This window comes from Novosphingobium sp. P6W (genome assembly GCF_000876675.2).
In the GTDB taxonomy this organism is placed as follows: domain Bacteria; phylum Pseudomonadota; class Alphaproteobacteria; order Sphingomonadales; family Sphingomonadaceae; genus Novosphingobium.
This window is the reverse complement of sequence record NZ_CP030352.1, coordinates 825,649-847,527: the sequence shown is the minus strand read 5'-3', so window position 1 is coordinate 847,527 and position 21,879 is coordinate 825,649. Positions and strand designations below refer to the sequence as shown.

Annotated in this window: 28 protein-coding genes and 1 tRNA gene; 20 read left to right on the top strand and 9 right to left on the bottom strand. The window is 65.9% G+C overall.

All coding sequences use genetic code 11. The annotated features are described in order from the left end of the window. The first annotated feature begins 17 nt into the window (after positions 1 to 17). From TQ38_RS04285 to TQ38_RS04270, 4 genes are read left to right on the top strand one after another with little or no spacing between them, the layout of a single operon-like run. Positions 18 to 416: a PspC domain-containing protein gene (locus TQ38_RS04285; protein ID WP_043972048.1), complete on the top strand. Its 399-nt coding sequence runs from the start codon at positions 18 to 20 to the stop codon at positions 414 to 416. Positions 417 to 449: 33 nt separating this feature from the next. Then, positions 450 to 731 (top strand): hypothetical protein, encoded by a 282-nt coding sequence (locus tag TQ38_RS04280; RefSeq protein WP_043972050.1) that lies wholly within the window; start codon positions 450 to 452, stop codon positions 729 to 731. After that, positions 728 to 1,021 (top strand): hypothetical protein, encoded by a 294-nt coding sequence (locus TQ38_RS04275; protein ID WP_043972051.1) that lies wholly within the window; start codon positions 728 to 730, stop codon positions 1,019 to 1,021. The genes TQ38_RS04280 and TQ38_RS04275 overlap by 4 nt, the downstream gene beginning before the upstream one ends. Next, positions 1,018 to 1,266 (top strand): hypothetical protein, encoded by a 249-nt coding sequence (locus tag TQ38_RS04270; protein WP_043972052.1) that lies wholly within the window; start codon positions 1,018 to 1,020, stop codon positions 1,264 to 1,266. Before TQ38_RS04275 ends, TQ38_RS04270 begins: the two co-directional genes overlap by 4 nt. Before the next feature lie 403 nt (positions 1,267 to 1,669). Here the strand turns inward: TQ38_RS04270 and TQ38_RS04265 are convergent, their stop codons facing one another. Continuing rightward, positions 1,670 to 3,727, bottom strand: a complete 2,058-nt coding sequence (locus TQ38_RS04265) for an NAD(+) synthase (protein ID WP_043972053.1) — start codon at positions 3,725 to 3,727, stop codon at positions 1,670 to 1,672. Between the two features lie 80 nt (positions 3,728 to 3,807). Here TQ38_RS04265 and TQ38_RS04260 point away from each other — a divergent pair, with 80 nt between their 5' ends. Together TQ38_RS04260 and TQ38_RS04255 are read left to right on the top strand one after the other, a co-directional pair. Further along, positions 3,808 to 4,212 carry a SufE family protein gene (locus TQ38_RS04260; protein WP_043972054.1) on the top strand — a complete coding sequence of 135 codons (405 nt, stop codon included), beginning with the start codon at positions 3,808 to 3,810 and terminating at the stop codon, positions 4,210 to 4,212. 8 nt (positions 4,213 to 4,220) lie between these two features. Beyond that, positions 4,221 to 4,580 carry a YbaN family protein gene (locus TQ38_RS04255; RefSeq protein WP_043972056.1) on the top strand — a complete coding sequence of 120 codons (360 nt, stop codon included), beginning with the start codon at positions 4,221 to 4,223 and terminating at the stop codon, positions 4,578 to 4,580. Between the two features lie 24 nt (positions 4,581 to 4,604). Here the strand turns inward: TQ38_RS04255 and TQ38_RS04250 are convergent, their stop codons facing one another. Continuing rightward, the gene (locus tag TQ38_RS04250; protein ID WP_043972057.1) at positions 4,605 to 5,126 is read right to left on the bottom strand and encodes a sterol desaturase family protein; all 522 of its coding nucleotides are present in this window, start codon (positions 5,124 to 5,126) and stop codon (positions 4,605 to 4,607) included. 291 nt (positions 5,127 to 5,417) lie between these two features. Here TQ38_RS04250 and TQ38_RS04245 point away from each other — a divergent pair, with 291 nt between their 5' ends. The 5 genes from TQ38_RS04245 (at position 5,418) to leuD (ending at position 8,643) form a co-directional block, all read left to right on the top strand. Further along, entirely contained in the window at positions 5,418 to 5,789 is a 372-nt protein-coding gene (locus TQ38_RS04245) for a hypothetical protein (protein WP_043972058.1), read from the top strand. 122 nt (positions 5,790 to 5,911) lie between these two features. Beyond that, on the top strand, positions 5,912 to 6,184 hold the full coding sequence (locus TQ38_RS04240) for a hypothetical protein (RefSeq protein ID WP_043972060.1): 273 nt from the start codon (positions 5,912 to 5,914) through the stop codon (positions 6,182 to 6,184). A gap of 221 nt (positions 6,185 to 6,405) precedes the next feature. After that, positions 6,406 to 7,845 (top strand): 3-isopropylmalate dehydratase large subunit, encoded by a 1,440-nt coding sequence (gene leuC, locus TQ38_RS04235; RefSeq protein ID WP_043972063.1) that lies wholly within the window; start codon positions 6,406 to 6,408, stop codon positions 7,843 to 7,845. Positions 7,846 to 7,858: 13 nt separating this feature from the next. Further along, positions 7,859 to 8,041, top strand: a complete 183-nt coding sequence (locus TQ38_RS04230) for a hypothetical protein (RefSeq protein WP_043972065.1) — start codon at positions 7,859 to 7,861, stop codon at positions 8,039 to 8,041. Continuing rightward, positions 8,041 to 8,643 carry a 3-isopropylmalate dehydratase small subunit gene (gene leuD, locus TQ38_RS04225; protein WP_043972067.1) on the top strand — a complete coding sequence of 201 codons (603 nt, stop codon included), beginning with the start codon at positions 8,041 to 8,043 and terminating at the stop codon, positions 8,641 to 8,643. The genes TQ38_RS04230 and leuD overlap by 1 nt, the downstream gene beginning before the upstream one ends. 63 nt (positions 8,644 to 8,706) lie before the next feature. Here leuD and TQ38_RS04220 read toward each other — a convergent pair whose 3' ends face one another. Beyond that, a complete protein-coding gene (locus TQ38_RS04220) occupies positions 8,707 to 9,600 on the bottom strand; it encodes a DUF1838 domain-containing protein (RefSeq protein WP_240197942.1) in 894 nt (297 codons plus the stop codon). 238 nt (positions 9,601 to 9,838) lie between these two features. On the opposite strand from TQ38_RS04220, the gene TQ38_RS04215 reads away from it, so the two are divergent. The 4 genes from TQ38_RS04215 (at position 9,839) to TQ38_RS04200 (ending at position 11,953) form a co-directional block, all read left to right on the top strand. After that, a complete protein-coding gene (locus TQ38_RS04215; RefSeq protein WP_043972070.1) occupies positions 9,839 to 10,156 on the top strand; it encodes a DUF1476 domain-containing protein in 318 nt (105 codons plus the stop codon). 11 nt (positions 10,157 to 10,167) lie between these two features. Then, entirely contained in the window at positions 10,168 to 10,401 is a 234-nt protein-coding gene (locus tag TQ38_RS04210; RefSeq protein WP_043972072.1) for a BolA family protein, read from the top strand. 30 nt (positions 10,402 to 10,431) lie between these two features. Beyond that, positions 10,432 to 10,761 (top strand): Grx4 family monothiol glutaredoxin, encoded by a 330-nt coding sequence (grxD, locus tag TQ38_RS04205; RefSeq protein ID WP_043972074.1) that lies wholly within the window; start codon positions 10,432 to 10,434, stop codon positions 10,759 to 10,761. Between the two features lie 400 nt (positions 10,762 to 11,161). Further along, positions 11,162 to 11,953: an NUDIX domain-containing protein gene (locus TQ38_RS04200; protein ID WP_043972077.1), complete on the top strand. Its 792-nt coding sequence runs from the start codon at positions 11,162 to 11,164 to the stop codon at positions 11,951 to 11,953. A 4-nt stretch (positions 11,954 to 11,957) separates the two neighbouring features. On the opposite strand, the gene TQ38_RS04195 is transcribed toward TQ38_RS04200, so the two are convergent. The 3 genes from TQ38_RS04195 to TQ38_RS04185 form a co-directional block, all read right to left on the bottom strand. After that, a complete protein-coding gene (locus TQ38_RS04195) occupies positions 11,958 to 12,647 on the bottom strand; it encodes a hypothetical protein (RefSeq protein WP_043972078.1) in 690 nt (229 codons plus the stop codon). 69 nt (positions 12,648 to 12,716) lie between these two features. After that, on the bottom strand, positions 12,717 to 13,031 hold the full coding sequence (locus tag TQ38_RS04190; RefSeq protein WP_043972081.1) for a PilZ domain-containing protein: 315 nt from the start codon (positions 13,029 to 13,031) through the stop codon (positions 12,717 to 12,719). Positions 13,032 to 13,091: 60 nt separating this feature from the next. Next, the gene (locus TQ38_RS04185) at positions 13,092 to 14,396 is read right to left on the bottom strand and encodes a sugar MFS transporter (RefSeq protein ID WP_205316094.1); all 1,305 of its coding nucleotides are present in this window, start codon (positions 14,394 to 14,396) and stop codon (positions 13,092 to 13,094) included. Positions 14,397 to 14,693: 297 nt separating this feature from the next. On the opposite strand from TQ38_RS04185, the gene TQ38_RS30475 reads away from it, so the two are divergent. Continuing rightward, complete coding sequence (locus tag TQ38_RS30475; protein ID WP_169795079.1) at positions 14,694 to 14,864, top strand: hypothetical protein; 171 nt, start codon at positions 14,694 to 14,696, stop codon at positions 14,862 to 14,864. 250 nt (positions 14,865 to 15,114) lie between these two features. On the opposite strand, the gene TQ38_RS04180 is transcribed toward TQ38_RS30475, so the two are convergent. Next, positions 15,115 to 15,191 (bottom strand) — tRNA-Arg (locus TQ38_RS04180). Between the two features lie 99 nt (positions 15,192 to 15,290). Here TQ38_RS04180 and TQ38_RS04175 point away from each other — a divergent pair. Beyond that, positions 15,291 to 16,043 carry a queuosine precursor transporter gene (locus TQ38_RS04175; RefSeq protein ID WP_043973317.1) on the top strand — a complete coding sequence of 251 codons (753 nt, stop codon included), beginning with the start codon at positions 15,291 to 15,293 and terminating at the stop codon, positions 16,041 to 16,043. A gap of 48 nt (positions 16,044 to 16,091) precedes the next feature. After that, positions 16,092 to 17,186 (top strand): DNA replication/repair protein RecF, encoded by a 1,095-nt coding sequence (gene recF / locus TQ38_RS04170; protein WP_043972084.1) that lies wholly within the window; start codon positions 16,092 to 16,094, stop codon positions 17,184 to 17,186. A 7-nt stretch (positions 17,187 to 17,193) separates the two neighbouring features. Here the strand turns inward: recF and TQ38_RS04165 are convergent, their stop codons facing one another. After that, complete coding sequence (locus TQ38_RS04165; RefSeq protein ID WP_043972086.1) at positions 17,194 to 17,898, bottom strand: arylesterase; 705 nt, start codon at positions 17,896 to 17,898, stop codon at positions 17,194 to 17,196. A gap of 51 nt (positions 17,899 to 17,949) precedes the next feature. On the opposite strand from TQ38_RS04165, the gene TQ38_RS04160 reads away from it, so the two are divergent. Both TQ38_RS04160 and TQ38_RS04155 read left to right on the top strand, forming a co-directional pair. Further along, on the top strand, positions 17,950 to 18,735 hold the full coding sequence (locus TQ38_RS04160) for an ABC transporter ATP-binding protein (RefSeq protein ID WP_043973320.1): 786 nt from the start codon (positions 17,950 to 17,952) through the stop codon (positions 18,733 to 18,735). Between the two features lie 19 nt (positions 18,736 to 18,754). Beyond that, positions 18,755 to 21,259 carry an ABC transporter permease gene (locus tag TQ38_RS04155; RefSeq protein ID WP_043973321.1) on the top strand — a complete coding sequence of 835 codons (2,505 nt, stop codon included), beginning with the start codon at positions 18,755 to 18,757 and terminating at the stop codon, positions 21,257 to 21,259. On the opposite strand, the gene TQ38_RS04150 is transcribed toward TQ38_RS04155, so the two are convergent. Beyond that, entirely contained in the window at positions 21,256 to 21,720 is a 465-nt protein-coding gene (locus TQ38_RS04150) for a DUF805 domain-containing protein (RefSeq protein ID WP_043972089.1), read from the bottom strand. The two genes, TQ38_RS04155 and TQ38_RS04150, sit on opposite strands and share 4 nt — an antisense overlap. Positions 21,721 to 21,879: the final 159 nt, after the last annotated feature.

The window sequence follows — 21,879 nt, the reverse complement described above, 5'->3', positions numbered from 1 at the left end:
AGGGAAAGGAAAAACCAGTGTCACGCGGACAATTCTATCTCGACAAGTCGAATGCCAAGATCGCCGGCGTATGTTCGGGCATCGCCGATTACACCGGCGTGGACAGCCTGTGGGTGCGCGTGGGAGCCGTGCTGCTTCTCCTGTTCGGGTTCCCGCTGGTCATCGCGGTCTACATCGTGGTCGCCCTGGTGGCCGACAAGCGGCCGATGGGGCTCTACAGCGAAGAGGAAGAAATGCGCCTGCTGCGCCGCATGGAACGCCGCCGTGCCCGCAAGGGCCTGAACCTGAGCGGTTCGGAGCCCTCGAGCCGCCTGCGCACCGACCTGTCCGACATGGACCGCCGGGTCGCCGACATGGAAGCGCACTATTCCACCAGCAACTCGCGCCTCGCGGCTGAGATCGACAACTTGCGCTAAGCGCCTTTTTCCGGGCAACAAGGGACTCATTCGATGGAAGACGCAATCTGGGTGCTGATACCGCTCGCTCCGTTCATCATGGGCGGCTTCGCGATCTGGACCAAGCACCAGCGCAAACTCGCCGAGCTTCAGATCGAGGCCACGGCCGAAAAAGCCGCGCAATACGCCTCGCACTCCCGCGAGTTGGAAGAGCGCGTGCGCGTGCTGGAACGCATCATCACTGACGGCGGCTACGACACCGCCCTGCAGATCGAGGCGCTGCGCGACCAGCGGGCGGTCGAGACCGGCCGCATGTCGGAGCAGACCAAGCAATGAGCCCCGGCGATTTCATGGGCCTGTGCGCCGTCCTCATCGCCATGATCGTGATGTTCGCGATCTTTGCGGGCGTCTACAAGCGCCGCCTCGCCTTCCTCGAACGCAAGCTGGAGATCACCTTGGGCGCCACCGCCGAAAAGGCCGCGCAATATGCCACGCACAACAACGATGTCGAAAATCGCGTGCGCGTGCTTGAAAGGATCATTACGGATGGCGGCAACGGCCGCGACATCGCCCTCCAGATCGAGGCGCTGCGCGGCGAGAGCGGACTTGAGGTGACCAAGCAATGAGTTTCTGGACTGCCGTCGTCGTGCTTTTCGCGATCGGGTGCGTCACCTGGCTGAAAGCGCAGCGCTATCAGGCGCTGGGCGACAAGCGAGGACCCCGCGCCGAAGGCTACGACCACACCGCACGCGAGCATGAACTGGAGCGTGAGGTAGAGGAAATGCGCAAGCGCATCATCGTCCTCGAACGCATCGCCACCGATGAAAAGCACGGCAACGACCTGGCGCGCGAGATCGAAAAGCTGCGCTGACACGCCTTCACCCCGCGCCCGTCCTTGACATTTATAACCATATAGGTTATATGCTGCAGCGTGACGGGTCGGGGGTGTGTAGCTGACACTCCATGTTCCCGGCGCGGCCGGCGTCCGGTGCGGACCGGACAAGCCGCAAATCACGGATGCGTGGATGAACTTGAGGGTGTGCCCTCAGGGAAGAGGGGCAAGAGTGCGAACCCGCCCCCTCACCCCCACGCACCGCAGGGTCGAGCTGGAAGTCCCACGAGGTCACGCCCCTTACCAGCCGTTCGCGATCAAAAGGCAGGGCCCAGCACTAGTCGCCTGATGCTGGCGACCAAACCCAGCGCCGGCCGCAGCCCGTCCGCTGAATTTCCCTGGCGTTACCCCGCGCTCGCCGGCGGGTGGAAAGCCGTGCCTGTTACGGCACCCTTGCGTCCAGTTCCGCCAGCCACACCGCCGCGCTGGCATCGGACGGCGCGCGCCAGTCTCCGCGCGGGGACAGCGCGCCGCCCGAGGATACCTTCGGCCCGTTGGGGATCGCGGAACGCTTGAACTGGCTGAAGGCAAAGAAGCGCCGCAGGAACTTCTCCAGCCACGAGCGGATCGTCGCCAGATCGTATTCGTTCTTCTTGGCTTCCGGGAAACCGGCGGGCCACACGCCCACCCCGGCCTCGCGCCAGGCATGCCAGGCAAGGAAAGCCACCTTCGACGGCTTCTGACCGAAGCGCATCACATGGTGCAGGAAGAAGTCGTTCAGCTCGTAAGGGCCGATCTTCGCCTCGGTGCTCTGGATCGCGCCGTCCGCGCCCGCCGGCACCAGTTCGGGCGAGATTTCCGTAGCCAGGATCGCCAGCAGGATCTCCTCGGTCGAGGCGCTGAACCGGTCGCCGCGCGCGCACCAGCCGATCAGGTACTGGATCAGCGTCTTGGGCACACCGGCGTTGACGGCGTAGTGGCTCATGTGATCGCCGACGCCGTAAGTGCACCAGCCCAGCGCCAGTTCCGAAAGGTCGCCGGTGCCGACCACGAAGCCCGAATGCTGGCTGGCAAGGCGGAACAGGTAATCGGTGCGCAGGCCCGCCTGGACGTTCTCGAAGGTCACGTCGTAGACCGGCTTGCCGTCCGCGAAATCGTGGCCGATGTCGTTCAGCATCGTCGTCGCGGCGGGGCGGATGTCGATCTCCTCCGCCGTGATGCCGACCGCGTTCATCAGCTTCCAGGCGTTGTCCTTGGTGCCGTCGCTGGTGCCGAAGCCGGGCATGGTATAGCCCCGGATCGTCGTTCGCGGCAGACCCAGCCGGTCGCAGGCGTGCGCGGCGACGATCAGGGCGTGGGTGGAATCGAGCCCGCCCGAGATGCCGATCACCAGCGACTTGGCGCCGGTCGATTCGATCCGCCGCATCAGGCCATCGACCTGGATGTTGAACGCCTCGTAGCAGTCCGCATCCAGCTTGTCGGCGCGTGCGGGCACGAAGGGGAAGCGGCCGACGGGGCGGGTCAGGCCGATATCGCCGCCCGCCGGGGCATGACGGAACGGCACGGTGCGGAAGGTTTCCTCCGGCAGCCCGGCCAGTTCGGCGGCGTCGTTGAAGGTGGGCACCCGCACCCGGTCCATGACGATGCGGTCGCAGTCGACATCGGCCACGCACAGCTGCGGGTCCAGCGAGAAGCGCTCCGATTCGGCCAGTAGGTCGCCCAGTTCGTAGATGACGCCCTGCCCGTCCCACGCGAGGTCGGTGGTGCTCTCGCCGTGCCCGGCGGCGCAGTAGACATAAGCGGACACCGCGCGGGCCGACTGCGCACGGCAGAGCATGTGGCGCTCATCCGACTTGCCGATCACGATGTTGGAGGCCGAGAGGTTGCACAGGATCGTCGCCCCGGCCATCGCGCCAAGCGACGAGGGCGGCGTGGGCGCCCAGAAATCCTCGCAGATCTCGGCGAAGAAGCGGAAGTTCGGGAGCACCTGACTGGCGAATACGAGGTCGACGCCGAACGGCACTTCCTGCCCGTTCACGGTGATGGTGCTGCCGCGAATCGCCTTGCCGCTGGCGAACCAGCGCTTTTCATAGAACTCGCGGTAATTGGGCAGGTACGATTTGGGCACCGCGCCCAGCAGCCGCCCCCCGGCGATGGCCAGCGCGCAGTTATACAGCCGCCCCTTGCTCATCAGCGCGGCGCCGACCAGCAGCACCGGCGAAAGATCGGCGCTGGCCTTGACCACATCGGCGATGGCCGCTTCCACCGCCTCGATCATCGCGGACTGCAAATGCAGGTCGTCGATCGCGTAGGAGGACAGGCACAGCTCCGGGAAGACCAGCAGGTCGACATGGGCATCGTGCGCCCGCCGCGCCTCTGCCAGCACCGCATCGCGGTTGAAAGCGACATCGGCCGTGCGCACGCGCGGGGTGGAAGTGGCGACGCGCACGAAGCCGTGCTCATGCATCGCAAAGAAGGGGTGGCTGCGATCTGCGTTCATGCGCATTTCCCTGACAGGAAGCCCCTTCCCTTGCAACGTTCCCCTTGCCCTGCCGGCCGTCCGGCTTAAATGCGAAACCCATGCGAAGCCTCGACGATATCCGCGAAGAGTACGAATTCCTCGATGGCGACGAACGCTATCGCCTCCTCATCGAACTGGGGCGCGAGCTGGACGACATGCCCGACGCCCTCAAGACCGACGCCACCAAGGTGCGCGGCTGCTCGGCCAGCGTGTGGGTCTATCCCACCGCGCGCGATGACGGCACCCTGCACTTCCTGGCGGACAGCAACGCCGGCATCACCAAGGGCATCGTCGCGCTGGTGATCGCCGCCGTGCAGGACAAGCCCGCCGCCGCCGTGGCCGCCACCGACATCACCGAGGCGCTTGGCCCCTTCGACCTGAAGAACCAGCTTTCCTCGAACCGCACGCAGGGCATACCCAACATGATCGCGCTGATCCGGGAAACCGCCGCGCGCTATGCATAAGGCCCCCCATGCACCGCGCTAGGCGCGCGCTCTGGATTATCGGCGGGGTGATCCTGGTGGGCATCGGCACGCTGGGCATCTTCGTGCCCCTGCTGCCCACGACGATCTTCTACATCCTGGCCGCCGCGTGCTTTTCAAAAAGCCATCCGGAATGGGCGGAGCGGCTCTATCAGCACCCGAAATACGGCCACCACCTGCGTGAATGGCGCGACCGCAAGGCCGTCAGCCGCAAGGGTAAGATCGCCGCGATCCTGACGATGAGCCTGAGCGTGGTCGCGGTGTGGTTCACCGCCGGGGGCTGGTGGACGCTGATTCCGGTGGCAGTGCTGGCGACGATCGGAACGTGGATCTGGACCCGGGCGGAGTAGCGCGGCTCCCACCGCGATGATCGCCTAGCGTTCGTCCACCGCCTCGCGCAGCACGGCGATGCCCTTGGCCCGCTGCTCACGCAGTTCGCGCTTCAGGCTCGCGGGATCGCGGGCAACCACGAAACCGAAGCTGACGCCGCCTTCCTTGCCGATCGTCGCATGGTGCAGCTTGTGCGCCTGGACCAGCCGCTTGGCGTAGCCGCGCTTGGGCACCCACCTGAAGTAGCGCTGGTGGACCAGCCCGTCGTGGACCAGCGTATAGATGACGCCGTAGACCAGCACGCCCAGCCCGATCCATGTCCCCGGCTCCCAGGCATGGACACCCATCACCAGCGGCGAGCCCAACGCGAACATGCCGATGCTGATCGCGGCGCCGAACAGGGCGAACAGGTCGTTCTTTTCCAGCAGGTTGCCGTGGGGTTCGTGATGGTCGCGGTGCCAGGCCCAGCCGAACCCGTGCATGATGTACTTGTGGCTGGACCACGCGACGAACTCCATCGCGGCGACGGAAGCAAGGACGGTCAGGATCACGGCGGCAAGGGACATGCCGCGCCTTATAGCGGGAAGCGCTGGCTGGCAAAACCCTCGTGACTGACTGGGGGCTTCGACAAGCTCAGCCTGAGCGGATTTAGGGATCTGCTTTAAATTCCGCTCAGGCTGAGCTTGTCGAAGCCCCCCGCCACCAAACCCGCACCTTGCGACACTCTCTTACAATCGCAGACTTTCTTGCGACGGGTCATATCTCTGGCGTTCAGCTTCAAAGACCTAAACCTGAATGCATCGGAAGCGAGGTCAACCGCCTCCTCCGCCCCAAGGTTTCAAGAAGGAGTGCCACCCATGCGCAAGTTCACCAAGCTCGTTGCCCCCGCCCTCGTCGCCGTTCTCGGTCTTTCGGCCATCGCGCCGACCATCGCCGAGGCCGCACCGCGCCACGAAGCGGCCCGCTACACCCCGAACCGCAATGCCAACATCCGCGCCGACATCTCTGGCCTGCGCGCCCAGATCGACCGCGCCGCAGCGCGCCGCACGATCTCGCAGCGCGAGGCGACCGGCCTGCGCCGCGATGCCGCCGACGTCCAGCGCCTCTACAGCAGCTATGCTCGCGGCGGACTGAGCGCGCAGGAGACCCGCACTCTCCAGAACCGCGTCAACAAGGTCTACACCGCCCTCCACATGGAGCGCCGCGACTATGACGGCCGCCGCGGCTGATCGAGCCGGACTGCGAGGCGCCTCGGACGGCATGATCCATTCAAGCCGAAACCGGGGCAGCCTTTTCCGCCGGTCACAGTTGTAAACCAGCAACAATTGTAATTCTCACAGGAGATCCCCCAATGGGCAAGTTCACTAAGATCATCGCGCCGGCCCTCGCCGTCCTGCTGGGCGCCGCCACGCTGGCCCCGTCCATCGCCGAGGCCGCGCCGCGCCATCACGATCAGCGCGGTTACTACGACCAGCGCGGTCATCACGATCGCCGCGCGCGCTATCACAGGCCGGTGCATCACGCCCGCCACACCCCGCCGCGCCATGTGAAGCACCATCGCCGCGCCGACTCGCATCATGTGGTCCACCGCCGCGCCGCGGCTTACGATCGCCATCACCGCTGATCGGGCGGGCAACCCCCGACTCTTGACGATTCGCGAAGCCCCCACCACCAGCGCGCCCGGCAATACGTCCGGGCGCGTTTCGCGTGGCGGATAGAATGCATCTTTCAAGCAACGATGCATCATACGATCGCTGTTGTTTGAACGAAAGTTTCGCCAAACTCCGCAATCGGACCGGTCTGCCCCTTGAATTTCGCGGGTTCCGGGCTTAATCGCGCCTTATCATGACAAACACTCCGCGCACCCTGTACCAGAAGATCTGGGACGCCCATGTCGTCGACACACGCGACGACGGCACCTGCCTCATCTACATCGACCGGCATATCGTTCACGAAGTGACGAGCCCGCAGGCTTTCGAAAGCCTACGCGCCGCCGGCCGCCCGGTGCGCCGTCCCGACCTCACGCTTGCCGTGCCGGACCACAATCTGCCCACCACCGCGCGCCGCGATGCGAACGGCAACCGCATCGCCATCGCCGATCTGCAGAGCGCGCAGCAGCTCGACCTGCTGGAAAAGAACGCCCCCGCCTTCGGCATCCGCTATATCGGCGATGCCGACCGCGAACAGGGCATCGTCCATGTTGTCGGCCCGGAACAGGGCTTCTCGCTGCCCGGCGCCACGATCGTGTGCGGTGACAGTCATACCGCCTGCAACGGCGGTCTGGGCGCGCTGGCGTTCGGCATCGGCACCAGCGAGGTGGAGCATGTGCTCGCCACGCAGACCCTGCTGCTCAAGCAGTCGAAGACCTTCGAGGTCCGGGTCGAGGGTACGCTGGCCGCCGGCGTGACGCCCAAGGACGTGATCCTGCATATCATCGGCCTGATCGGCACTGCCGGCGGCACTGGTTACGTCATCGAATATACCGGCAACGTCTTCCGCGAGATGTCCGTGGAAGGCCGCCTGACGGTGTCCAACATGTCGATCGAGGGCGGCGCCCGCGCTGGCCTCGTCGCGCCCGACGATGTCACCTTCGAATACGTCAAAGGCCGCCCCTATGCCCCCAAGGGCGAGGAATGGGACAAGGCCGTGGCCTGGTGGAAGAGCCTGGCGACCGACGAAGGCGCGACTTACGACAAGTCCGTGTTCATCCGCGCCGAGGACATTCAGCCCACCATCACCTGGGGCACCAGCCCGGAAGACACATCCGCCATCGGCGGCGTGGTTCCTGCGCCGGAAGACTTCGCCGATGCTTCCAAGCGCGATGCGGTGAAGCACAGCCTTGAATACATGGGCCTCACCCCCGGCATGAAGCTGACCGACGTGGAAGTGCAGAACGTCTTCATCGGCAGCTGCACCAACAGCCGCATCGAAGATATCCGCGCCGCCGCCGAAGTGCTGAAGGGCCGCCACAAGGCCGATAACGTCAAGTGGGCGATCGTCGTCCCCGGCTCGGGCCTGGTCAAGGAACAGGCCGAGGCGGAAGGTCTGGACAAGATCATCACCGATGCAGGGCTGGAATGGCGCGAGCCGGGCTGCTCGGCCTGCCTCGCCATGAACCCGGACAAGGTTCCGGCGGGTGAGCGCTGCGCATCCACCAGCAACCGCAACTTCACCGGCCGTCAGGGTCCGGGTGCGCGCACCCACCTGATGAGCCCGGCGATGGCCGCTGCCGCTGCCGTCACCGGCAAGCTGACCGACGTGCGCGATCTCGCACCGGCAAACTGATAGGATAGCCTCCATGTCCGACAACAACGACAATTCGCTGGCCGGCCGCGCCGCCCTTGCTGCCGGTGCCGCCATCGGTTCGGCCGCCATCGCTGCCGCGCTGCTCTTCGTGAAGCGCCGCAACGACCGCAAGAAAGTGGACGGCAAGCCCGGCGCCACCAACACCGCGCCGCACTTCCCCAACGAGACCGACTGATGCAGGCGATCAACCACGTCGCCGGCAAGGCGATCCCCTTCGGCCGCAAGAACGTCGACACCGACGTCATCATCCCCGCCCACTGGCTCAAGACCGTCACCCGTGATGGGCTGGGCCAAGGCGCATTCGAAGCGGTGAAGAAGGAAGAAGGCAACGTCTTCACCGACGAGCGCTGGGCCGGCGCGCCGATCCTGATCGCGGGCGACAACTTCGGCTGCGGTTCCAGCCGCGAACACGCCGCATGGGCACTGCTCGACATGGGCATCACCTGCGTGATCGCGCCCAGCTTCTCGGACATCTTCTCGGGCAATGCGTTCAAGAACGGCATCTTGACCGTGGCCCTGCCGCAGGCGGCGATCGACCGCCTGATGGAAGTGGCGCAGGACCAGCCCATCGACATCGACCTCGATACGCAGACCGTCACCACCCGGTTCCAGGACCGCTTCACCTTCGACGTCGACGCCTTCCGCAAGCACTGCCTGCTGAACGGTCTGGACGAAGTGGGCCTGACGATGGCCCAGGGCGACGCGATTTCGGCTTACGAGAGCAAGGCGCGCGAAGGCCTACCCTTCCTGGCGAATACCCTGAGCACCGCGGCCTGATCGATCGCCGCCTGATAGATCACCGGGAGCCGGGCACCGCGCCCGTCTCCCGGCTGCTAAGGGTCAGGGCTTGACCACGACCTTGCCGTCCAGAACCGCGATCGGATCGGCGGCGACTGCGGGATAGAATTCCTCCAGCATCGCCAGCCAGTCCGCCGGAAGATCGGCGAAACGCGCCACTTTGCCGCCATTGCCGAACAGGTTCTGGGTGCCCGCACGGTCCCCCATGTTCAACCATGCCTGCCAGCTTCGCACATCGTTGGACTGTACCCGCGACAGCACGTTCGTGGTCGCCGAATCCAGCACCTGCGCGCGCAATGCGGTGATCGTGCTGACCTCGTTCAGATAGGATACCCCCCCGTCCGGCGCCGTCACCTTCGCGTGCGACCGGTCGCGGATCGCGATCTCGTCACGCCCCAGCATCAGCGGCGTAGCGCCGAAGTGAACATGCTCGTAGCGCGGCGCGCCGGGGGCGTCGGGAATGTGAACCTCATTGTCCGGCCCCACCTTGACGTGCGTGGGCACCGGTCCCCGACCGCCGACGCGCACCGTCTCGCCGGTCAGCGGATTGCGCATGTGGGTCAGGCGCTTGCCCGTGTCCACGTCGACGCGGAAACTGATCTCCAGGTCGATCAGGTCGAAACCGCCATCGGGATTGAGGGTGACGCGCTGGATCGCGCCCAGGTTGATCGCGTAAAGCGGGATCAGGTCGCCGCCGATCGCCGCCATGTACGGCCCCTTGATCCACGAATAGATCAGGCCATCGTCGGTGCGGTAGCGCAGCTTGCGATATATCTGCACGGCGTCGGCGGGATTGGCCGGGTCCAGCGTGCGGCGCGCCGCCCTTGCCGATACTCCCGGCGCTACGGCGGCCGATGCCGCCAGTCCCAGTCCCAGCTTCAGGGCATCGCGGCGGTCGGGCCGGATCATATCCGGCAGGCGTGGCAGGCTTGGCATGCAGTTCCCCCTATTTTGTTGGGCCCAATCCATTCCCAATCACTGCAAAGCGCCATCTGTCATCCTGCCCCTATCCACCGGTCGGATACCGCCGCGCCGCGTGCCGCATTCGCCGCTGTTCCATCCCTGAGCCGCTCGCTGACGAATCGGGATTGAACCCGAACCCTCCCCGCCCTATCGGCTAAGGTCAAAGCAGCGCGCCCTGCATATGCAAGGCGCTATCATTCGAGGTTGTCCGATGACCAGTTTCCAGGATCGCGAGCGCGCCGAAGAAGCCAAGTTCGCGCACGACGCCGATACCGCGTTCCGCATCCAGGCCCGCCGCAACCGCCTTCTCGGCGAATGGGCGGCCGAGCGTATGAAGCTTTCGCCTGCCGAAACCGACGCCTATGCCAAGGCCGTCGTCCAGGCCGACTTCGAGGAAGCCGGTGACGAGGACGTGATCCGCAAGCTGCTGGGCGATATCACCGCCGCCGGTGTCGACACCAGCGAAGGCGAAATCCGTGCTGCGCTGGAGGCCAAGCAGGTCGAAGCCCGCCGCGCGTTTCTGGGCTAAGGAATTTTACGATGGCAATGTCTTCCGAAGAAATCGAAACCCTCATCCGCGGCGCGCTGCCGGATGCAGAGGTGACGATCACCGATCTCGCCGGCGACGGCGACCACTACTCCGCGCATGTCGTGTCCTCCGCCTTTGCCGGCAAGCCCCGCGTGGCCCAGCACAAGCTGGTCTACGAAGCGCTGGGCGGACGCATGGGCGGCGTGCTCCACGCCTTGCAACTGACCACCGCCGTCCCCAACTGACGTCGCATACACACTAAGGGTTCCATTGAAATGTCCGACGTCAACGCCCGCATCGGCGAAATCGTAAACAGCAACGACATCGTCCTGTTCATGAAGGGAACGCCGCTGTTCCCGCAGTGCGGCTTCTCCAGCCGCGCGATCGCGATCCTGGAACATCTCGCGGTCCCTTACGAGACCGTGGACGTGCTGCAGGACATGGAAATCCGCCAGGGCATCAAGGGCTACTCCGAGTGGCCGACGATCCCGCAGCTCTACATCAAGGGCGAATTCGTCGGCGGCAGCGACATCATGATGGAAATGTACGAGGCCGGCGAACTGCACCAGCTCATCACCGAATCCGGGATCGCCGCGCAGGGCTGATCTCCCCGGTATGGCCGGATATCGGGCCAAATACTGAAAAGCCCGGGTGGAAACGCCCGGGCTTTCGTGCATCGGAGCTACGCTGTCCTTCGCCTGACGGCGCGGCAAACGGCAGTCCATCTTCATGGCGGCGAGGCATTTCGGCGATGTGGGGGAGGAGAGCTTCTCGGGGAGGCGGGGCCGTGAGACTGATCGGCCCCGCCTCTATCGAGACTGCTTCTCGGGGTACTCAACTATAAGCACAAGGCGTGCCATTTTCAATAATCGGCGCAAATTGGCCATTTCCGCGCCGACGCGCTGCGGAGCCTTACGGTGAAGTGTAAAGCAGGCCGACACATGTTCCCGCCGGGCGAAGCAATTTCCCCTTGCCGCCCGCCTTCTCGCGGGCAACACCCGGTATATGTCCAGCACGCCTTCCGACCAGCCGATCCCCCCAGGGGGCCCCGCCGTCGTCCCCGCCGCAACCGTGGTGATCTTCCGCCACTCCGCCACTGGCGGCGCTCCGGACGTGCTGATGGTCCAGCGCGCGAAAGAGATGCGCTTCGCCGGGGGAGCAGCGGTGTTCCCCGGCGGCCGCGTCGATCCCGCCGACCGTGAACTCGCCCGCCGACTTCTGCCGGACGAGGCTGAGGAAATCGCCGCCGCCCGCATCGCCGCGATCCGCGAGACGCTGGAAGAGACCGGCCTGATGATCGCCACCCGCCAGCCCGTTGGCGCGCAGGAAGCGGCACAGGCGCGCGCCCTGCTGCTGGAGGACGGACGCCTCGACACCGTGCTGGCACGGTTCGGCTGGGAACTGGAACCGGGCGCCCTCACCTTCTTCGCCCACTGGTGCCCTTTATGGGACAAGGCCTTCGACACCCGCTTCTTCGTCACGGACCTTGGCACAGGAGCAGTCGACATCACCGTCGATGCCACTGAAAACAGCCGCCTGTTCTGGACCAGCGCCGCCGAGGCGCTGGATATGGCCGACAGCGGCGACATCTCGGTGATCTTTCCGACCCGGCGCAATCTGGAGCGCTTGGCGCAATACGCCAGCCACGCCGAGGCGCTGGCCGATATCGCGGCACATCCGGTCGCCCGGATTCACCCCAGCATCGAGGAGCGTGAAGACGGCGAATGGCTCGTCATTGCGGAAGGCCACGGTTATCCGGTGCGAGGTCAGCTCAAGGCGACGGCGCGGCGCGGCTAGGCCTTCACTTGTGGCCCGCAGTTTTCGCGGGAAGCAGTGCGTTCCAGCGGGCGTCCAGCTTTGCCTGCCCGCTGGCGCGCTTCACCCGCGACACCAGCGAGACACCGCGCAGGGTGACGCTGTGCCCGCCGAGCCAACGGCCTGAAATGCTGTATCCGACGTCGTAGAGCGCAACATCTTCATGCGATTCGCCTGAGACCAGAAAGCGCGTGGTAACAAGCACCGGCAACCGCTCGTCGCCGCGGCTTTCGTCGGGCAAGCGGGCCGTATCGCGGGCCTTCTTTAGCGCCCGTTCGAACCATGCCGCCTCGATCCGCGGCTCTCCCGTGGTTTGCGCGGGGGGCACGCCCAATGCGCTGGGGAAGGATACTTCCTGGCTTTGCACGGACTGCTCGGCTGCGGCAGGTCTCAGGATCAACTCCCGGTCGCCGGACCCTGTCGCCATCAGCACCAGCGTCGCCGCGCGGGCGGAGGCCTGCTGCGCTTCGGCAGTCTTCACCGCCTCGCTGTCGCTGCGCTGGCTCCAGTTGTTCCACAAGGTGAGGCCGGAAATGACGACGGCAATCACCGCCAGCACTTCGCCCAGCGTGACCCAGCGCCGCCGGATCGCCGCAGCCTCGGCGGCACGGACATCGGCCTTCGCTTCGGCCCGGGCCTGTGCGTTGGTTTCGGATTCGGTGGGGCTATCGTTCACGGACGCCGTTCCATCACCTGCGGCGTTGGCCGTCAAGGATTAGAGCGGGTTGAGGTGAAGCTGAAGCAGTCAGGCCTGCTGCGGAACCGCATGCGCCCGGGCGAGATGGTCCAGCACCGGGCCGTAGATCGGCCGGTCGAATTCGACCCCGGCAAGATCCCCGCTGACCCAACGCACCACGCCTGGCATTCCCTCCAACCCTTTCGGGCGGATGATGAGCCGGGAGCCGACCCGGAAATAAAGACCGCGCATCCTCAGGCAGCAGCCTTCGGTGGAGATGTCGGAAATCTCGCCGTCATCGCGCAAGCCGCTTTGCGTGCGGCACTGGACGGCCAGCGCGACGAAGCGTCGCTGCGAACGTCGAGGGAGGATGCGGCGGGTCATGAAGTGATGTCTAGGCCGATTCTATTTAACATCGCTTAACCGCGCCGCATATTCCGCAGATCAGGCCGCCGCTGGCTTACGCGCGAAGATACCGAACCCGGCGATCACCGCATAGCACAGCGCCGGAAGCACGAGTGCGATACCCAGGTTGCCGCCGGTCGCATCGGCCAGCGCTCCGGTCGCCAGCGGCACGATCGCACCGCCGCAGATCGCGACATTGATGATGCCCGAGCCATCCGCCGCCCGCGTGCCCAGCTTCTCGCAGGCGAGGCTGAAGATCGTCGGGAACATGATCGAGTTCATCAGCCCCACCGCCAGCAATGCATAGCCCGATACCTGGCCGGTGGTGGTCACCGAAACCGCGATCAGCGCGATCGCCGCGCAGGTATTGAACGCCAGCACCAGCCCCGGGTTCAACACCCGCAGCAAGGCAGAGCCGATGAAGCGGCCGATCATCGCGCCGCCCCAGTACACGCCGATCAGCTTGCCGGCAGACTGCTCGGGCAGCGCCATGACGTGGTCTTGCATCAGATAGCTGACGACCAGCGAACCGATCGAGACTTCCGCGCCGACGTAAAGGAAGATGCACAGCGCGCCGTAACCGAAACGCGCGCGCTTCAGCAGGTCCAGCCCGGCAAATCCGGCGCCGCCACCGGCGCTGTCGTCATGCTGTTCGCGCGGGAGGCGATTGCGGAACATCCACACCGCCGCCGCGACGAGGGCAAGGGCGACCGCTATGCCGAGGTAGCCGTGAACGATGGCCTGGCTTTCGGCGCTGCGATAGGCGTCCAGTGCGGGGCCGGTCAGTTCCTTGGCCGAAACCGAGGCAAGGCTGCCCAGGATCAGCACCGAACCGGCGATCGGGAAGATGGTGGTGCCCAGCGAGTTGAAGGCCTGCGCAAAGGTAAGGCGCGAACTGGTCGTCTCGGGCTTGCCCAGCAGGCTGATGAGCGGATTGGAGACGACCTGTACGATCACCACGCCCGCCGCCAGCACGAAGTAGGCGGCCAGAAACAGCCAGTAGGTCGCCGTCTGCGAGGCCGGGATGAAGGCCAGGCAGCCCAGGATCATGATCCCGAGGCCCACCGCCGCACCCCGCATGTAGCCAACCTTGCGCACCAGCATCGCGCCGGGAATGCCGATCACCGCATAGGCGGTGAAGAAGCAGAACTGCACCAGCATCGCCTCGGTATAGGTCAGCGTGAACAGCTCTTTCAGCTTGGGGATGATAACGTCGTTGAGGCTGGTGATGCCCCCGAAGATGAAGAACAGCGCCATCACGAAGTACCGAAGCTCCGGTGCGTCGACATGGCCGCCGGGAACTTCGTCGCCGAATTCCGAGCCAGATTTGCTACCGGTATCCATCATCGCGGCCATTCCCGTCTCTCCCGAAAGGCCGAACCTGGACAGCCGGCATGGCAAGACGCGGGTCTTTGCGCACTTTTGCTGCGCAGGGCAAGCGATTGCAGCCCCCGAAAGTTCGCATCCGGGCGGCAAGACGACCGTTCCGGCAACCCTTGCGACATCTGTGCAGAAACCAAGGAGTTTTAATGCAATGCAGCAAAGTGCATTGCGCTGAGGCGCCAAGTCCAGCAAATGGGCACCAGCGCAGGCCTGTTCGATAGCGGCGGCTTGTGCACCAGACATCGCAAAGGAATACCTATGAAGAAGATTGCTCTCGCCGCGTTCGCCTCGGCTGCTGTTCTGGCTCTCTCGGCTTGCGGCGGCGAGCCTGCTCCTGCGGCAACCGAAACCGCCACCGGCGCATCGGACGACGTAGTGGTTGGCGATGCCACCGACGCGCCGACCGAGGCTGCTTCGGAAGCAATGTAATCTTCGTCGGGACCCGGTCCGTGCCCAAGGCCGGACCGGGTCCTGCGACTTTCGGCGCCGCTGCGCCGAGTTGCGGGCCGACACAGCCCGCCGTTCGAAGCAAATTCGAACCACTCCCCCAAAAACATCGCCAGCGTTGAGCCCGATTTCGAACCCCCAGGGTTCGTGAGGCCAAACCGCATATCCCCGGCTTGCGCGAAGATCGCCAGGCGAGGGAACCCCCGTGCCAACGGTTGAGGCTGCAGAAAATTGGCGCGCCCGACAGGGTTCGAACCTGTGACCCCAAGCTTAGAAGGCTCGTGCTCTATCCAGCTGAGCTACGGGCGCGCGCGAGTTCCCCATAGCGCGGAAGCGTCGCTTGGCAAACCGGGACACTGACCCAAACTTGTGCTTTGCGCGGTCGAAAAGGCAGGTTACGCACAGGCCATGAACGCCAGCCCGGACGAACGCCCCGCCCCTTCGGCCAACCTTTCCCGAATCGACGGCAGCGCAGGCGCCCGGCGGCACTTTCGCTATTTCGATTATGTCATGGTCGCCTTCGTGGCGATCCTGCTGCTGTCCAACCTGATCGGCGCGTCCAAGCTGGCTTCGCTGGGCGGGGTCACCTTCGGCGCGGGCATCCTGTTCTTCCCCGTCAGCTACGTCATCGGCGACGTGCTGACCGAGGTCTATGGCTATGCCAATGCGCGACGCTGCGTGTGGGCGGGCTTCTTTGCGCTGGTGTTCATGGCCTTCATGAGCTTCACCGTCGTCGCCATGCCGCCCGCCGATGGCTGGGACGGACAGTCCGCCTACGAGGCCGTGTTCGGATCTACCTGGCGCATCGTGCTTGCCTCGGTCACCGCGTTCTGGGCGGGTGAATTCGTCAATTCCTTCGTCCTCGCCAAGATGAAGCTGATGACCGGCGGCAAGCACTTGTGGACCCGCACCATCGGTTCGACGGTGTTCGGCCAGGCGATCGACAGCGCGCTGTTCTACCCCATCGCCTTCCTTGGCACCTGGACCACCGCGCAGGTCCTGACCGTGATGGTCACCAACTGGGCGATGAAGGTCGCCTGGGAAGCGGTGCTGACGCCCGTGACTTACGCCGCCGTCGGCTGGCTCAAGGCGCGCGAAGGCGTGGAGGTGTTCGACGAGAACGTCGATTTCTCGCCTTTCGCCAAGACACGGGCCGTTTGATCCGTCGCCGCTCGCATTGACGGTGAAGTACGGCTAGTCAGCCACGCGATGAGCCTTGACCGCATTCTCCTGTCCCGTTTCCGCAACCACCGCGAGACTGCGGTGGAAGGCACGGCGCAGTTCAACCTGCTGGTGGGTGAAAACGGCGCGGGCAAGACCAATGTGCTGGAGGCTATCAGCCTGCTGGCGCCCGGCCGGGGCCTGCGCCGCGCCCAGTTGGCCGACATGCCTGGGCAAGCGGGCGACGGCGGCTTTGCGGTGAGCGCGGAACTGGCCGCGCCGGGCGGCGACCCCGTGCGGCTGGGCACCGGAATCGCGGCAGAGCGGCCCGGACGGCGGCTGGTGCAGGTCAACGGCGCGCAAAGCTCGGCGCTCAGCCTCGCCGAGTGGCTGTCGATCGGCTGGTTGACCCCGGCGATGGACCGGCTTTTCGTGGAAGGCGCAGGCGCGCGGCGGCGGTTCCTCGACCGGCTGGTGCTGGCCCTGGCCCCCGGTCATGCCGGAAATACCGTGCGCGTGGAAACGGCGCTTCGCGAACGCAATCGCCTGCTTTCCGAAGATCGTGCGCCCGATCCGCGCTGGCTCGATGCCATCGAATTGCAGATCGCCGAGGCCGGCGCGCTGGTCGCTGCCGCGCGCGCGGACCTCGTCGCCCGGCTTGACGAGGCGCTGGTCGCCCTTCCCGAGGCACCTTTTGCGCGCCCGGCGCTGGCTTATCAGCCCGGCGGCCCGCTCGATGCCGAAGGGCTGGCGGCGGCGCTGCGCGAAGGGCGCCCGCGCGAACGCGCGGCGCAGCGCACCCTCACCGGCCCCCACCGCGACGAACTGGCCGTGACCATGGCAGGCAAGGGCCAGCCGGCAGCCGATTGTTCCACTGGAGAACAGAAGGCGATGCTGATCGCTATCGTCCTGGCGCATTCGCAGCTGCTGGAAGGGTATGGCGAGGCTCGCCCCCGCCTGCTGTTGCTGGACGAAGTGGCTGCCCATCTCGATCCCCTGCGCCGCGAGGCCCTGTTCGAGCGCCTGCGCACGGGCAGCGCGCAGGTATGGCTGACCGGAACCGAGATAGCGCCGTTCGAGGCCATCGCTGGGGAAGCCGCCGTCTGGGAAGTCAGCGGCGGTGCGGTGCGGCGGGTAAGCTAAACTTCCCTCAAGCCCCCGACTTCTTCGGCAGCGCATCCTTCACATCATCCACTGTCGCGGCGACGATCGCGTCGATACCGATCGCCGTGGGATGTACGTGGTCGCCCTGAAGAAGGTCCGGCTTGTCGATCACCGGCTGGAGGAAGAACGGCACCAGCACCGCGCCGTATTTCTCGGCCAGTTGCGGATAGATCGGGTTGAAGCCCTGCGCATAATCACGCCCCAGATTGGGCGCTGCCAGCATCCCCAGCAGCACGACCGGGATTTTCTCCTCCTTCAGCCGCTTGAGGATCGCCTCCATGTTCGTGCGCGTCTGCGCCGGAGGGAGCGAGCGCAGCATGTCATTGCCGCCCAGGCTGATGATTACCAGTTCGGGCTTCACCGGCTGGCTTTTCAAGGTGAAGTCAAGCCGCTGCAGGCCCGCCGCGGTAGTGTCACCGGAAACCCCGGCATTGGCGATCTTCGCGTTCACCCCGCGCGCGCGCAAGGCCTGTTCCATCCGGTCGGGATAGCTTTCGCCGTCCTCCAGACCGTAGCCCGCCAGCAGCGAATCGCCGAAAGCCAGGACCGCGCGCTCCGGCCCCATGACCGGGATCTGCGGCGGTGTATCCAGAACGCTTTCGCTGGCGGTAGGGGCAGGTGCCGGGGCCTTGTCGCAGGCAGTCACGGCCAGAGTTGAGGCGGCAAGGAGAGCAAGGGAAACGAAGCGCAAGGCAAACTCCTTTTGGGGCCCGACTTGTCGGACCGCATGGTGCTATCCCATATGGGGATCGTGACAAGCCCTGCCCACTCCCTCGCCCGCCCCGAAACGCAATCAAATCCGACGATACTTGCCACTGACCTGCGCCTGACGCTGGGCTCGGGCGAGAGCGCGGTGGAGATTCTCAAGGGCATCGACCTTGTCGTACCGCAAGGACAGACGCTGGCGCTGCTGGGGCCCTCGGGCTCGGGCAAGTCGTCGCTCATGGCGGTGCTGTGCGGGCTGGAGCGCGCCAGTTCAGGCACATTGCAGGTCGCGGGCGAGGACTTCGCCGGAATGAGCGAGGACGATCTGGCGCGGGCACGGCGCGGGCGCATCGGCGTGGTGCTACAGGCGTTCCATCTGCTGCCGACGATGACCGCACTGGAAAACGTGGCCACGCCCATGGAACTGGCCGGAATGCCCGGTGCGCGGGAACGGGCCGAGGCGGAACTGGTCGCAGTGGGCCTTGGCCACCGCCTTTCGCACTATCCCGCACAGCTTTCGGGCGGAGAGCAGCAGCGCGTGGCCATTGCCCGCGCGCTGGCCCCGCGCCCGGCGCTCGTCTTCGCCGACGAGCCGACCGGCAACCTCGATGCCGCCACCGGCGCCGCGATCGTCGAACTCCTGTTCGCTCGCCGCGCCGAAGCCGGCGCGACCCTGCTCATCATCACGCACGACGAAAACCTCGCCCGCCAGTGTGAGCGCGTGGTGACGCTGGCGGACGGCATGATCGCAAGCGACACGCTTGCAACGGACATCGCAAGCGATACGCTCGCAACGAACATCGCGAGCGATACGCTTGCCTGACACCGCCCTGCCCTGGCGCATGGCGTGGACCATCGCGCGGCGCGACCTGTCCGCCCGTTTCAAGGGCCTGCGGCTCCTCCTTGTCTGCCTGTTTCTGGGCGTGGGCGCGATCGCCGCGATCGGAACGCTGACCGGCTCGATCGAAAGCGAACTGGGATCACGCGGGCGTGAGATCTTGGGCGGCGACGTCGAACTCAGGATCTGGCAGCGCGACCTTTCCGCAGACGAACTCGGAGCGCTTGCCAGGCTGGGCAAAGTGTCGCGCGGTTACCGGATGCAAGCCATCGCCAGCCGGGGCGATGCCACCGCGCCCGTCGCCCTGAAAGCGGTCGACGGCGGATGGCCGCTTTATGGCAAGCTGGAACTGGTGGACGGCCGCAAGGTCGGCGCGCCGCCGCCCGGAACGGTATGGATCGCCAAGGGCACCGCGGCCCGACTGGGCGCCGCCAAGGGCACGCGCATCGACCTTGGCGGCGTGCCGGTCACCGTCGGCGGCATCATTACGGCCGACCCCGAGCAAATGAGCGAAGGCTTTGCGCTGGGCGACGTCGCCATCGCCCCGCTGGACCTTCCCGCCAAGGCCGGGCTCACCGCGCCGGGGGCGATGTATCGCAGCGCAGTTCGTGTACGCTTCGCCGACAGCCTGCGCGATCCCGAGCCAGTCGTCGATGCCCTCAAGGCTCGCTTCGGCGAAAGTGCCTTCGACGCGCGCACCCGCAAGGCCGCTTCACCTTCGACCGAACGCTTCGTCAGCCGCATGGGGGAATTTCTCGTGCTGGTCGGGCTGGCCGCGCTGGTGATCGCCGGGATCGGCATCGGCGGGGGCGTATCCTCCTATCTGGAAGCCCGGCGCAGCTCGATCGCGACGCTCAAGGTTCTGGGTGCGACGAGCGGCGACATCGCGCGCATCTACCTGCTTCAGGTCGGCGCGGCCGCGCTGGCGGGAAGCGTGGCAGGGCTGGCCGCCGGGGTGCTGGTGACGCCGATGCTGGCCTCTGCGCTACAAAGCCTGCTGCCTGTCGACACCGGCTTCACCGTTTCCCCCGCTGCGCTGGCGACGGCGGCGGCCTACGGATTGCTCGTCGCGCTGATCTTCGCTGCGCCGCCGCTGGTGCGGGCGCGCGGCTATCCGGCCATGGCGCTAATGCGCGCGGGCGTGATGCCGCTGCGCTCGGACCGCAAGGCGCTGGCCCTGCCGGTCGGCCTTGGCCTTGCCGCGATCGTGGTCCTCGCGCTGGCCAATGCCGCGCAGCCGTTGGTGACGCTGGGCTTCCTTGGCGGATCGGCAGCGATGCTGGGCCTGCTGGCGCTGATCGGCACCGGCATCCGCCGCCTTGCCGCCCGCCTGCCCCGGCCGCGTGCGCCCATGCTGCGAGCCGGCCTTGCCAACCTGCACCGCCCCGGCGCCCAGACCGGCGCACTGGTCACGGCGCTGGGGTTCGGCCTCTCCGCCTTCGTGCTGATCGCAGGCGTACAGACCAGCCTCGACGCCAACATCCGCCGCACGGTGCCCGACCGCGCGCCCGACTTCTTTGTGCTCGACGTGCCGAAGGACAAGGCCGGCGAATTTCGCACTGCGGTGACGCAGACTGTTCCCGGAGCCAGGCTCAACCTGGTGCCCAACTTGCGCGGTCGCATCCTGGCCTATGGCCCCAAAGGCCACATGACCAAGGTGTCGAGCCTGGGCAAGGATTTGCCCGACGGCGCCTGGGCACTGAAGGGCGAACGCGGCCTCACTTACTCGGTCGGCGTACCCCAGGGCAGCACCGTCACCTCCGGCCGATGGTGGTCCGCGATCTACCGCGGCGAGCCGCAGGTTTCGCTCGACGAAAAGCTGGCCGAGGCGATCGGCCTCAGGGTGGGCGACTATATCACGGTGAACGTGCTCGGCGTCGAAAAGACCGCCCGCATCGCCGCACTGCGCCGGATCGACTGGGATACGCTGGGCTTCAACTACGTGCTGGTCTTCTCGCCCAATGCGCTGGCCGACGCGCCGCACAACCTTGCCGCCACCATCGAAGTACCGCCCGGCACCGCGACCACCGGCCTGTTGCCGAAACTGGTTCGTGCCTTCCCGTCGAGTTCGGTGATCGAGACCGGCAGCTTGCTGCGCGATGCGCGCGCGCTGCTCGATCAGATGTCGGCGGCGATCCTTGCGGCGGCGTCGGTAGCGGTGCTGTCGGGGCTGGCGGTGCTGCTGGGCGCCATTGCCGCCGCGCGCGCCAGCCGGACCTACGACACCGTGATCCTGCGCGTGCTGGGTGCCAGCCGGCGTCAGTTGCTGGTGCTGCAGATGGCGGAATACGGGCTCATCGCCGCCGTTCTTGCGGTCGTGGCGCTCGCCGCAGGCAGCGCGATGGCCTGGGCGGTGATCGTGAAGCTGTTCGAATTTATCTGGCTGCCAGACTGGCTCCGTATTCTTGCGGTACTGGGGGCCGGTCTGGTGCTGATCCTGGGCTTTGCGCTGGCCGGCTCGCTACCGCTGCTGCGGGCGAAACCGGCACGGGCGCTCAGAGAGCTTTAGGCGAACACTTCCGCGCCGCTCGGGTCTTTGGGGTCGGGGCCGAAGCGGTTGTGGCCGGGCGTACCGGGCAGGAACAGGATCACCAGGAAAGCGATGCTGGCGATCCAGCCGACGAGCGGGATCATGCCCAGAACGCTGAAGCCGAGATACCACCACCCGCTCATGTCGCGGTCATGCAGGCGGCGCACGGCCACCGCGATGTTCGGGACCAGCGTAGCCAGCGCATAGAGGCCGCCAAGGCCCACCAGCACCATGAAACCGCCGCCGAACGCCGCCGAGGGAGCCTGCCCGTTTTCAAGGTTCTCGAAGGCGCTGAAAGAAAGGCCCATGGCCATCGCCAGGATCAGGATCACGGCATAGACAATTACGTTCAGCAGTGTGAACGACCAGAATTCCATCCGCCGCGAACGCCCCTTGAAATCAGCATATCGCCGAAACGGCATCAGCATATAATCAAGCATGTCTTTCCCCTATTTTGAGTAAACGCATACACGTATCGAGCCTTGCCTTGCGGAAATCGACTATAAGGACAAAGACTTGAGGGGCAACGCCGCAGTTCTCCTTGTCAGGGCAGGCACAGAAAAAGGGGCGCGATAGGCAGTGCCCTCGCGCCCTTGTTT